General features: G+C 51.4%; 7 protein-coding genes and 3 pseudogenes. 6 read left to right on the top strand and 4 right to left on the bottom strand.

Annotated elements, in window-relative coordinates; all coding sequences use genetic code 11:
- The first annotated feature begins 32 nt into the window (after positions 1–32).
- The 6 genes and pseudogenes from ACLD11_RS00235 (at position 33) to ACLD11_RS00210 (ending at position 7,076) form a co-directional block, all read left to right on the top strand.
- The gene (locus tag ACLD11_RS00235) at positions 33–188 is read left to right on the top strand and encodes a hypothetical protein (protein WP_411011886.1); all 156 of its coding nucleotides are present in this window, start codon (positions 33–35) and stop codon (positions 186–188) included.
- 649 nt (positions 189–837) lie between these two features.
- A complete protein-coding gene (locus tag ACLD11_RS00230; RefSeq protein WP_411011900.1) occupies positions 838–1,797 on the top strand; it encodes a hypothetical protein in 960 nt (319 codons plus the stop codon).
- A 15-nt stretch (positions 1,798–1,812) separates the two neighbouring features.
- Positions 1,813–3,237 carry a hypothetical protein gene (locus tag ACLD11_RS00225; protein ID WP_411011887.1) on the top strand — a complete coding sequence of 475 codons (1,425 nt, stop codon included), beginning with the start codon at positions 1,813–1,815 and terminating at the stop codon, positions 3,235–3,237.
- 91 nt (positions 3,238–3,328) lie between these two features.
- A pseudogene (locus tag ACLD11_RS00220) lies at positions 3,329–3,717 on the top strand (DUF4459 domain-containing protein); the annotation flags it as partial.
- The gene (locus ACLD11_RS00215) at positions 3,712–4,722 is read left to right on the top strand and encodes a DUF4459 domain-containing protein (RefSeq protein WP_411014433.1); all 1,011 of its coding nucleotides are present in this window, start codon (positions 3,712–3,714) and stop codon (positions 4,720–4,722) included. The pseudogene ACLD11_RS00220 and the gene ACLD11_RS00215, both read left to right, overlap by 6 nt.
- 134 nt (positions 4,723–4,856) lie before the next feature.
- Entirely contained in the window at positions 4,857–7,076 is a 2,220-nt protein-coding gene (locus tag ACLD11_RS00210) for a YgiQ family radical SAM protein (RefSeq protein ID WP_411014384.1), read from the top strand.
- Between the two features lie 5 nt (positions 7,077–7,081).
- On the opposite strand, the gene ACLD11_RS00205 is transcribed toward ACLD11_RS00210, so the two are convergent.
- The 4 genes and pseudogenes from ACLD11_RS00205 to dkgA all read right to left on the bottom strand — a co-directional run bounded on the left by ACLD11_RS00205 (position 7,082) and on the right by dkgA (position 12,113).
- A complete protein-coding gene (locus ACLD11_RS00205) occupies positions 7,082–8,806 on the bottom strand; it encodes an amidohydrolase (protein WP_183059490.1) in 1,725 nt (574 codons plus the stop codon).
- Positions 8,803–9,432: pseudogene (locus ACLD11_RS00200) on the bottom strand (hypothetical protein); the annotation flags it as partial. The pseudogene ACLD11_RS00200 and the gene ACLD11_RS00205, both read right to left, overlap by 4 nt.
- A gap of 202 nt (positions 9,433–9,634) precedes the next feature.
- A pseudogene (locus ACLD11_RS00195) lies at positions 9,635–11,120 on the bottom strand (DASS family sodium-coupled anion symporter).
- A gap of 165 nt (positions 11,121–11,285) precedes the next feature.
- The gene (gene dkgA / locus ACLD11_RS00190) at positions 11,286–12,113 is read right to left on the bottom strand and encodes a 2,5-didehydrogluconate reductase DkgA (protein WP_000013100.1); all 828 of its coding nucleotides are present in this window, start codon (positions 12,111–12,113) and stop codon (positions 11,286–11,288) included.
- Positions 12,114–12,136 lie beyond the last annotated feature (23 nt).

Below are 12,136 nucleotides of genomic sequence, written 5' to 3'. Positions count from 1 at the left end.
CTGATGAACAAACTTTTCTGCAACAACAACTTTTGGCGCGAGATATTTGTACCAGTTTGATTAGCGTCGTACCGGAATTATTGACGGACGAACTGTATGCGCAAGCCGTTGCCTTTGATAATAGCAACAAACCGGAACGTTTCTCATGGCAGTTTGAGTTTGATGCGTTTTATCATCAGGAAAAATAGCGGACAATAATGAATTTGGGAAACGGATGGAGTTTGTTGTTGATGATAATATCCACCGTGCTGGGCAATATATATATACAATCATCGTATTGGCTATAGTTATTAGTGCGTTTAGCTCGCTGTGTTATCAGAAAATAGAAACGAGGGATTTGAACTCGGTAATGAGTATGGAAAGTAAGGATGCTTTATGGTTGAATCATTTGCATGGATGATGTTGTATTCAGTAATATTGATGAGCGCATGGGGTATTTACGGCGTTATATTATTGAGGTTAATTGTCGGCGCATTTGATTCTTTGCGCTATCGGCGGGTTTTCTTGCGTGTTGTTCTTCCACAGGTGAGCGTTGTCTGTGTAGTGTGGGGAGGATTATTCTGGATCGATTCAAAAAATATTTATATCGTATATTTATTGATATTAGGATTGCTGCCCTCGATAATGATTGCTATTTTTTCTGGTCGAAAGTCTCCGTTTTTTATACTGGAAACTATCGTATGCCATACTATTTTTTTGTTCGCTTTCGTTTATGTGATGGCCGGCCCACAATTATGGCATCACATTGGTGAAGACTGGGATAACTATAAAATTACCCGACTGTTTGAGCGCGCGAAGGGGGATGTTCAGGTTTTGCAGGATGCATCTTGTTATCAATTGGCAAGTGTTTTGACGCTGGCTGCAGAACATCGCGACACACCGGAAAATTTATTACGTTATCTGGCTAAAATACGAGGTATTTCGCCATTTTTGACAGCGGCAGAATCTTGCCCTGAAGCGGCGATCCCGAACGCCGAATTTCTTTATACGCCATTTGTTACCGCTCTTCGCCAACATAACGTACCGATAGTACGCTTTTTTAGCCAGCAACTGGTGGGCGAGACATCTTCCGCCAGAGAGAATCGCAACATTGTTGCCCGTAAAGAAAATCCACTGCTGACGCTTTATCATTCTAACTATATATCACAGTATCGCGAGCAGTACAGACTAGAAATTAGTCAGCTATTGCTGAATATTATGCCAGAACTGTTGAATGATGCTGTCTATATTCATCCCATTATCCAACGTAACACCGAGTTGGTTGCTTATTTTTGGCAGAAACATCCGCCCACTATTCCTCTGCGCAGGCTCGAAGCGATGGTGTTGTTAGCCAACACGGAACCGCTAATAAGCGAGGTAACCCATAATCCAGAAATATTGATCACACCGCCGATTGAGAGGTGGGATCGTGAAAACCTGCTCACTTTCATACTGAGCAATGGCGATCTGGCAATGATTCAATCGCTTATTGATACAAACGTGGTGGACTGGAAACGAGCAATGGAAGACGGAAATAATGAGCCTCTGCATCAGGCCATATTGCGGCTGCGTGGTGGAGCGTTAGAGAACGCATTGCTGATACAGATCATTAAGGCGATGCAAGCGCAGAAAGCGTTATCCAACGAGCAAATCGCCCACTATCTTCCCTGGACACCGACGTTTCCTGCCGCTTTTTTACAGGCTGGGCTTTCCTGTGAGCAATTGCGTGAGGTGTTGAATGCTTCAGTAGCGGGGAGCGAACAAGTACTACACGATACGCGACAAAGGCTGAATGCGCTGTGTCCAGTCGCGAAGTGACTAAAGGAATAGTAAATGGAGTATATTAATCGATGGCTTGGCTCTGAACTGCTGATGTTTTGTATTCTGCCGTGGGGGTATGCCGCTGCGGTGGCATCACTGCTGATCCTGATGTTTTCCAAAAAACGCAGCCGACAGATTTTGCTGTGGGTATTACTACCACAGTGGGCAGTCGTGATATTGCTGTTACTCACGTTGCAGTACACCCAGTTGTTGAGTCAAACAGGCACGGTATGGATGTTGATGCTCCTGTTGCCGATTCTGAGTTGGGCGGGCTTGCTGCCCGCGCTGCTGCTGGGAACCTGGCTGCGCAAGCCGTGGCCCGCATGGCTACTGTGCCATATTGTGTTCATTGGGGTGCTGTGCCCGGTGATGCCGGAGCTGTGGCGTGCTATTAGCCATCAATGGCAACAGCAAAATATTGCGCAGTTGCTCAGGCAGGTTCAGGCAGGCGACTTGGGTCAGTTAGAGAGCATTCATGATAACAGTACGTTGGAACAGACACTGGTTCAGGCGGTAAAAGCGCCAGGCATATCAGAAAAAAGCTTGCGCGCTCTGACTGCACGTGTGGCATCGCCTTTTAGTATTTCGCGGGAAGATGACTATTTCGTTAATGCGCCATTTTTTGTAGCTTTTGAGAGTGGCAATATCACTGCGGTGCGTATTTTTAGCGAGCAGCTCACGGGCGACTCCCCGCAGGCGCAGGCAAATCGCACCATCGTACGGCAGCAAAATCCGCTGACGTATCTCCCCACGCCCCGTTTTAAGCCTGAGGGATTTCGCCAGAATTTTTTTGAGATGGCCGACGTTCTGCTACGGGTCATGCCCGATCTCCTCACCGATGAAGCCTATTCGGGGGCAATACAGCTTCAGGATAAAGAGACACTGGCCTTTTTCTGGCAGCGGCGTGAAGCGCAAAATCCGCTGTATCGCGCATATTATTTCTTGTCGCAGGGGCAAACTAAAGCGCTGCTTGCCCAGATAAAATTGACGCCGCAGGTGCTGGGACAATCGATTTATCCGAATAAAAATCTGCTGGCGTCGCTGTTTAGTGATGCGGATGGCGAGACGCTGCATGCGTTGGTGAAAGGGCAGATGCTGAACTGGCAGCACATCCCTCAGGATAAGTTGACGGACGGCTGGAATTTCCTGATTTCACGCACATTGCATACAGCCTCGAAAGAGGACGCGCTGCCGCCGGATATTCTGGCGGGGATACTGCAAAGTATGCAACAGCAACATACGGCGTTGCCGGAAGCCCTTATTGTAGCCAGCCTTGATTACCAGGATGAAATACATAGCCTGATGACTGCCTACCGGATGGCCTGGTTGGGCTGTAACAAGCTTAACGCAATGATTGATAAGGTGTATCCACCAGAAGATACGCGGCGTACCAATGTGCGTATAAAATTAGCGCAGCAGTGCGCCGATTTAGACTGATATGCCGTGCTCTGATAATTAAAAATTACATTGATTGTTAAGAGAGATACAGGGAGTGGTAAATAATGAAAAATGTTTTTTATTTATATTTATGTGCCTGTTTATCTTCTCAGCTAATGCGGAACTAAAATTCCGCCCTGAGATCGAAAATAAAAAATTTATTTTCAGGGCAAGGTCACAGACTACACGCTTAATGACTTTACCTTTTTCGGTGACAGCCGCGAACCCTTTTATGGCAGCGAAAACGATGATTATACCGCCACTGCAGATGAGTGGCTCGGGTTTTACGCTGAGTTGCCCGACGTTCGAAAATGGCAGCGAGTGGTTCCTGACGATTTTTCTACGATGAGTGGCGCGCCGTGGTGTGATATCCAGTTTTTTGAACAAGAGAATGATCATTCGGTGATTACTGGAAGTGAACATATGCGCTGTATCGATTTTCTCGTGACGCCTAAAAGAAAAGGGCTCATTCCCATGGGGACAAAGGGAACTCTGATGGATTACGGCAGCTATCTTGCGTTCGCACCGCAGATAAAGCGCATTACGCTGGAAGGCCGATTTCCTGAAGCCTCGCGGACCTGGCTTCCTGTAAGAAACGTGCAAACCAGCGCAACCTCGATAGCCGATCTTAAAATTATGCTTAATGAGATTTATGCTCGCCACGGTTATATTTTCAGACCGGGCGGTGAGATGGAACGGTACTTCCGACAGCAGCAGTGGTATCGCCCACGCTATGCGAACGTTGATTACCTCATTACCAAGACAGAACATCGTAATATCAAACTCCTCAAAAAGCTGCTTTCTCCTGAGTCACAGCGTAAAAAGGCGCTGTATATTCAGAACACAACCGATTTTTGTGAGGCGCTGAAAGCGAATAATATCAAATATGTCATGGACAATACGGCAGAATACCTTACGACTGGCGCAGATCAGCCAATCAATTTAGAAAAAGTATGGCAAAAATACAGAGACTTAATGATCAATGGCGGCGGAAACTGTCAACGCGATATCGAGAGCTATAAGCGCTACTCCTTTTTATACAGCGAACCTTTAGGTATTTATTACAATTCCACTTTTGAGTTTGATGAAGAGAAAGGGAAATATGTTCTCGCTTATGTGAACTTTGATTCTTCCTGCAACAAAGAGGGTGACACGATCGAACTGGAAGGTATGATGGTCAAACGCGAGCACGTCATTGAAGATAATCAAGGCCAACACTCGGATAAAGATCTCGAATTAAAAACAATAAACCTTCAGTGTGTGGCTGGGGCCATGACGGATCAACCTGACTGGGATCGCTATGTCCAGCTCATTCTTTCTCCTGAAAAATACAACTATTATCAACGATTTATAGGAAAGAGAATCACCCTGCGAGGGAAAGTCATGATTGCAGAATCCATGTATCATGTCACGCCGGTACTGCTGAATTTGCTCGAAGAACAAAATCCTATTATCAAAGTAGCAGATATGCCTGCTCGTCCATAAGTACGATAACCGGCGGGGCAGACAATCGGCCCCGCTACAGAGTGCAGCCTCACCAATCAATTCGATTTCTCTCCCATTCCGGCTTATAATCCCCGACCTTTGATTATTTTTTTGCCAATCGTTTTGGAAGCAATATGAGCGCTATCTCCCTGATCCAACCGGATCGCGACCTTTTCTCCTGGCCGCAGTACTGGGCCGCCTGCTTTGGGCCGGCGCCGTTTTTGCCGATGTCACGTGAAGAGATGGATCAACTTGGCTGGGATAGCTGCGACATCATTCTGGTAACCGGCGACGCCTATGTCGACCATCCGAGCTTCGGCATGGCGATTTGCGGTCGTATGCTGGAAGCGCAGGGCTTCCGCGTGGGGATCATCGCCCAGCCGGACTGGAACAGCAAAGACGACTTTATGCGTCTGGGTAAACCGAACCTGTTCTTCGGCGTCACCGCTGGCAACATGGACTCGATGATCAACCGTTACACCGCCGATCGTAAGCTGCGCCATGACGACGCCTATACCCCGGACAACGTCGCGGGCAAACGCCCGGACCGCGCCACGCTGGTCTATACCCAGCGTTGCAAAGAAGCGTGGAAAGATGTCCCGGTGATCCTCGGCGGCATTGAGGCCAGTCTGCGTCGTACCGCGCATTACGACTACTGGTCTGATACTGTGCGCCGTTCGGTGTTAGTCGATTCCAAAGCCGACATGCTGATGTTCGGCAACGGCGAGCGTCCGCTGGTGGAAGTGGCGCACCGTCTGGCAATGGGCGAAACCATCGATCAGATTCGCGACGTGCGTAACACTGCGATTATGGTTAAAGAAGCTCTGCCTGGCTGGAGCGGCGTCGACTCCACTCGTCTGGACACGCCGGGTAAAATTGATCCGATCCCCCATCCCTATGGTGAGGATCTGCCATGCGCGGATAACAAGCCGGTCGCGCCGAAAAAGCAGGAAGCTAAGGCGATTACCGTGCAGCCGCCGCGTCTGAAGCCGTGGGAAAAAACCTATATCCTGTTGCCATCCTTTGAAAAGGTGAAAGGCGACAAGGTGCTGTACGCCCATGCGTCGCGTATTCTGCATCACGAAACTAACCCAGGCTGCGCGCGGGCGCTGATGCAAAAACACGGCGACCGCTATGTCTGGATCAACCCGCCCGCCATACCGCTCTCCACTGAAGAGATGGATAGCGTGTTTGCGCTGCCGTATCAGCGTGTGCCGCACCCGGCTTACGGCAATGCCCGCATTCCGGCCTATGAGATGATCCGCTTTTCGATCAATATCATGCGTGGCTGCTTTGGCGGCTGCTCTTTCTGTTCGATCACTGAACATGAAGGGCGCATCATTCAGAGCCGCTCGGAAGACTCTATCATCAACGAGATCGAAGCGATCCGCGACACGGTGCCGGGGTTTACCGGCGTGATCTCCGATCTGGGCGGTCCTACCGCGAACATGTATATGCTGCGCTGTAAGTCGCCGCGTGCGGAGCAGACCTGTCGTCGCCTGTCGTGCGTCTATCCGGATATCTGTCCGCATATGGATACTGACCATACGCCGACGATCAATCTTTATCGCCGCGCCCGCGAGCTGAAAGGCATTAAGAAAATCTTAATTGCCTCCGGCGTGCGCTACGACATCGCCGTAGAAGATCCTCGCTACATTAAAGAGCTGGCGAGCCATCATGTGGGCGGTTATCTGAAGATTGCGCCGGAGCATACTGAAGAAGGTCCGCTGTCGAAAATGATGAAGCCGGGTATGGGCAGCTACGATCGCTTTAAAGAGTTATTTGACCTTTACTCTAAACAGGCCGGAAAAGAGCAGTATCTGATCCCGTATTTTATCTCCGCGCATCCGGGCACGCGGGACGAGGATATGGTGAATCTGGCGCTGTGGCTCAAGCGCCACCGCTTCCGTTTGGATCAGGTGCAGAACTTCTACCCGTCGCCGTTGGCGAATTCGACCACCATGTATTACACCGGTAAAAACCCGCTGGGTAAAATTGGTTATAAGAGTGAAGATGTGGTGGTGCCGAAGGGAGACAGGCAACGTCGCCTGCATAAGGCGCTGCTGCGTTATCACGATCCGGCGAACTGGCCGCTGATTCGCCAGGCGCTGGAAGCGATGGGGAAAAAGCATTTGATTGGCGGTCGCCGTGAGTGTCTGGTGCCTGCGCCGACCATTGAAGAGATGCGCGAAGCGCGTCGCCAGAACCGCAACACGCGCCCGGCGCTGACCAAACATACGCCAGTGGAACATCAGCGGCAGACGCCTGCGGGAGCAAAGAAAGCACCGGTTGCGCCATCTCGTCCTGTGAATGCAGGTGCGAAGAAGCGCGCTAAAACGTCAGCAGGTCGTTAAGAAGGTTATCCCGGCAGCGTTAATGCTGCCGGGAGATTTATCTGCAATACCTGTTCCTGGCATTGCCAGACGATGTTGCCGTCAACCATCGTCAGCAGCACCTGGCTATTGCCGATATCCTCATGCGGCACCGAGAAAATGTCCCTGTCCAGCACCTGAAAATCGGCGACTTTTCCCACTTCGATAGAGCCGCGAACCTGTTCCTGAAACTCCTGATACGCCGCATTGATGGTGTACATCCGCACGCCGTCCGCCACGCTTATCGCCAGCTCTGGCCGGATAATCTTGCCGCTGGACGCCGATTTGCGCGTGACCGCCGCCTGCACCATTTGCCGCCAGTTGACGAGATCCATAATACCGTCGGAGCCGCCCGCCACCGTAACGCCAAGGTCGATGATATCTTTCAGCCCCTTGCCGATTTCGCCTTTGATTCCGCAGACCTGCGCCCGGCGCTCGTAGTCGTATGCCGATCCTCCGGGGGAGGGTTGTTCAGACAGGATAATGCCGTATTTTGCCGCCTTGACGAAATCTTCGCGATCCCCCATTGAGCCATGCAGCACATAGTGGCGGCGCTGCGGGCCTGGGCAGGTTTGAATGGCGTTAATGAAGCCGTCGATGGTGACCTTTACCGCTTTATCGCCGACCGCGTGAACGGCCAACTGGTAGCCGCGCTGATGCGCCAGCAGGGCCATTTTATGGAACTCCTGAATTTGTTCTTCTTCGCTGGCCATTGGGCCGCAAAATACCGAACGGCCAGCCCAACCCGGCCTGTCGGCGTAATCCTGATTCATCCACGCCGTGTGCGACATCGGCACGCCGTCGCAGAATATCTTCACGCTGTGGCAGTCCAGCCAGTTTTTATCGGGAAATTCCGGTAGCCCGCTGGCGTCCAGCGTGTGTTTTAAAATTTCATAAGACTGAACGCCTTTATCGGCGGCATAAAAGGCGATAGAGACGCGCGCCGTGAGCTTTTTTTCTTCCAGTAGCTGGCGGTAAGCGGCAATGCCGGATACGCCAGCGGCGCCCGTCTCGCCCGGCCCCATAGCGCCCTCCGTATAGCTGGCATAGCCTTCGCGGTTCATAAAGCGTTGGGCCGCGATAATGTTTTCTTTTAGTTCTTCCACCGTCGGGCGCGGCATGGCTTGTGTAATCAATTGCAGCGCCGGGATATCCAGAAAGTTGCCGTCCGGTTCGCCGTCTGGCGTTTTACCAATGTATCCGCCGATGGGATCTTGCGTCTCGCGGGTGATGCCGACGATCTCCAGCGCGTTGCTGTTGACGAGACAGGAGTGACCATCCCAGAGGGCCAGAAAGGCAGGGTGGTTGGGCGTCGCGCTGTCGATGTCATGACGCGTCAGCGGGCGGCGGCTGTCGATGATGGCAGGGTTGAAGCCGCAGGCGTGGATCCACTGGCCGGGAGGTGTTGTTGCCGCTCGCTCGCGCAGCAGCGCTAAAAGCGACTCCAGCGTGCGTGCCGTGCTGCAGTTAACGCATTTCCAGCTCGCCGCCAGCCAGCTAATATGTACATGGGCATCGTGGGCGGCGGGCAGAATCAACTTGCCTTGCAGATCAATAATCTGCGTGTCGGGGCCGATATGCGTTTTTATCTCTTCGTCTTCGCCGACGTTGATGATCCAGCCGTTTTTCACCGCGATGGCGCGGGTGAAACGAAAATGACGATCGACTGTCGCCACTTTGCCGTTAATCAATACGGTATCTGCAACGGTCATCGTTTTCTCCTGTGTTTGTTGGCGGGAAATCTCCGTACCAGCGTAATCTGTTGCATTGCTTTTAGCAGGCTCCCGCCATCCGGGCGGATAAAGTCTTCAATCTCCCACTGGCCCTGCGTGCGGTGAAGCAATAAATCCTGCGCTTTCGTTGACGAATCGGTCAGCGTAAAACGGACATGGATACGTGCGCGATCGTTATTCTCTTCAATCACCTGAATGCTATTCAATCTGGAAAATTGCGGTTCTTTGCCAAAAAATATCGGATTATCAAACAGATATAACTTATCGGTTTCCATTTCCATATCCTGATCGTTATCAGATCCGACGGTTATAGGGGCGTCGGCAAGAAAGGCGTTACGATACGCAGATGACGTCGTCCAGCGCCACGGCCAGGCAAAATGGCTAAGGCGGCCAAGTGTAGGAACATCATTATTTTTATATGCTGTCTGAGAATAATCATTTACCGCCTGGCGATACTGTGCGGAAACAACCCATGTCCACGGCCAGCTATAATCATCCAGACGGTTGAAAAGTTCACGGACAAAATTTTGTGGGCGCTCTCTTTGCAGCGATCGCAGCGACGCAAGGTTTTTCTGATTTTCGCTATTAATTGCCAGCAAGGCCGCCATAGATATCGGCCAAGAGGCAGAAGAAACAGAGGCAACAACCCTGTTGACCACACTTTCATGATGACATCCCTGATGAAGAGGCGGATCTGTAGATATTAACAAGTGCGGGCTAGCGGGGAGAATTGATGATTTCCGAAAAGCCCGACAATTGTCGGGCCGGAAGAGACGATTAACCGCTCAATTATCTTCGCGACTGAGTTTAATAAAGACCCAGCACTTTCCACCATGCGAGGCCGACTGTCAAAAAGACCGCCTGATTAAAGAGACTGATGATAAATCCCGTTCGCCACCAGACGCCCGTCGGTACATAGCCGGCGCCAAATAGAATGGGGCCGCGTGCGTGGGTATACTGCGTAAGAGAGCAGTACAGGCTGCTGGTAAACGCCAGCATAAGCGCCATCGGCGCCGCCGGTATATTCAGATGCAGACCGACGCCCAGAAACACCGCATACAGCGCGGCGATTTGCGCGTTACCGCTGGCGAAAAAATAGTGGGTATAAAAATAGGCTGCGTTAAGCAGCAGCAGGATGATTATCCAACTGGTTCCATGCATCGTACTGCCGATGCTGTCGCCAATCAGGTTGCCAAACCAGCTGGTGAATCCTAGCTTCTTCAACTGGTTAGCCATCATCAGCAGCGCGGCAAACCAAATCAACGTATCCCAGGCGCCTTTTTCGCTTTTAACGTCTTCCCAGGTGAGCACGCCGCTCAGTAATAAAATCGAGAGACCGACAAAAGAGGCCGTCGTGGCATCCACGCCGAGCGAGCTGCCAAAAATCCATAGCACCAGCAACACGCCGACGGTCGCCAGCATGAGCCACTCGCCGCGCGTCATACTGCCCATTTGCACCAGCTCTTTGCGCGCCAAATCCGGCGCATCCGGCGTATGTTTAATTTCCGGACGGGTCAGCCAGTAGACCAGCAGCGGGACGATAAGAAAAGAGACCAGGCAAGGCAGGAGCGCGGCGATAAACCAGCTTCCCCAGCTCAACGTAACGCCGGCGTTCGCCGCCAGTTTTACCGCCAGCAGGTTACCCGTATAACCGGTCATAAACAGTGCGGCGGTGACGTCGTTAACATTGCCAATACAGGTGATCAGAAAGGTGCCGATTTTGCTGCGAGACTCATCTTCCGGATGTGAATCAAAGCTGCGCGCCAGCGAGTCGGCGATCGGGTAAATCACGCCGCCGCAGCGCGCGGTGTTACTGGGCATCGCGGGGGAGAGGATCAGATCGGCAAACGCCAGGCCATAAGCCAGGCCCAGCGTTCGTTTACCTAACAGACGGATCATTTGTAGGGCGATACGCCGACCCAGCCCGGTTTTGATAAACCCACGGGCAATCATAAAGGCGACGACGATAAGCCAGATTAGCGAACTGTTCAGCTCGCTCAACGCCGTGGTAATCGCGCCGCTGGCCGTTTTGTCGCCGGCAGCATAGGCGAGCGCAAAGACGGTGATGCCGATAATACCGACCGCGCCAATAGGCAGCACTTTCGCCACGATAGAGGCGATCGTCGCGACAAAAATAATCGCGGAATGCCAGGCCGGCGCGCTTAACCCGGAAGGGGGCGTTAGCTGCCACAGTCCGGCGGCGATAATCAGAATAAGAATGAATGGGAGCCATTTGACGCCCTGAGATTTTTTTTCCGCCACAATCGCACATCCATAAATATTTTATATGTATTAAGTAAATTGATAATAATTATGAATAAATATTCACAAAATCAGAATAATTCTGCGCTTGTGTGTGGGGGAAATATACTGTTAAATGCGCGTAATTGTTTCTTAATATTTCGGAATGCAAAAAAGCCCGACGATATCGTCGGGCATGACGTGCGATAAATCCGGCTTAACCGCCGAATTGATCCGGATCGGGGCCGAGGCGTTTTCCTTGATCCAGTTTTGCGATCTCGCCTAATTCATCTTTATCGAGACGGAAATCCCAGACAGCAAAGTTTTCCGCGATACGGGAAGGGGTGACGGATTTCGGAATGACGACCAGCCCGCAGTCCAGATGCCAGCGAATAACAATCTGGGCGGGCGTTTTGCCGTATTTATCCGCCAGTTCGCGAATCACTTTCTGATCGAATACGCCTTCGCCGCCCTGCGCCAGCGGGCTCCAGGACTCGGTCTGGATTTTATGCGTCGCATTCCACGCATGTAGCTGGCGCTGTTGCATCAAGGGGTGAAGCTCGATCTGGTTGATCACAGGGGTAACGCCGGTTTCATCGATCAGACGCTGGAGGTGATGGATCTGAAAGTTACAAACCCCGATACTCTTTACCAGCCCCTCTTTTTGCAGCGCGATCATGCCCTTCCAGGCGTCGACATAGTGATCGATAGCCGGTACGGGCCAGTGCATCAGATAAAGATCGAGATAATCAAGCTGCAGTTTTTTCAGACTCTCCTGCAGGGCTTCGCGGGGACGTTTTTGATCGTCATTCCACAACTTGGTGGTGATAAACAGCTCTTCCCGCGCTACGCTCGCTGCTTTTAGCGCTTTGCCGACGCCTTCTTCATTCTGATATGCTGTGGCGGTATCAATCGATCGATAGCCCACCTCCAGCGCTTTATGAATCGCCGCGATCACCTCTTCATTGCTTGCTTTCCAGACTCCCAGCCCAAGTTGTGGCATTACGTTGCCATCCTGTAGCCTGATAATGGTTGGATTAGCCATGATGTGTTCCTCTTTTAATTGGC

This window comes from Salmonella sp. 741265116_PST, from assembly GCF_046567715.1.
GTDB lineage: Bacteria > Pseudomonadota > Gammaproteobacteria > Enterobacterales > Enterobacteriaceae > Salmonella > Salmonella enterica.
Note: the sequence above shows the minus strand (reverse complement) of the source record. Positions and strands in the feature narration are given on the sequence as shown.

Bases quoted from the DNA above. Each gene is read 5' to 3' on its own strand.
- ACLD11_RS00225 (WP_411011887.1), top strand. From the start codon at position 1,813: ATGGAGTATATTAATCGATGGCTTGGCTCTGAACTGCTGATGTTTTGT.
- ACLD11_RS00215 (WP_411014433.1), top strand. From the start codon at position 3,712: ATGGGGACAAAGGGAACTCTGATGGATTACGGCAGCTATCTTGCGTTC.
- ACLD11_RS00210 (WP_411014384.1), top strand. From the start codon at position 4,857: ATGAGCGCTATCTCCCTGATCCAACCGGATCGCGACCTTTTCTCCTGG.
- ACLD11_RS00205 (WP_183059490.1), bottom strand. From the start codon at position 8,806: ATGACCGTTGCAGATACCGTATTGATTAACGGCAAAGTGGCGACAGTC.
- dkgA (WP_000013100.1), bottom strand. From the start codon at position 12,113: ATGGCTAATCCAACCATTATCAGGCTACAGGATGGCAACGTAATGCCA.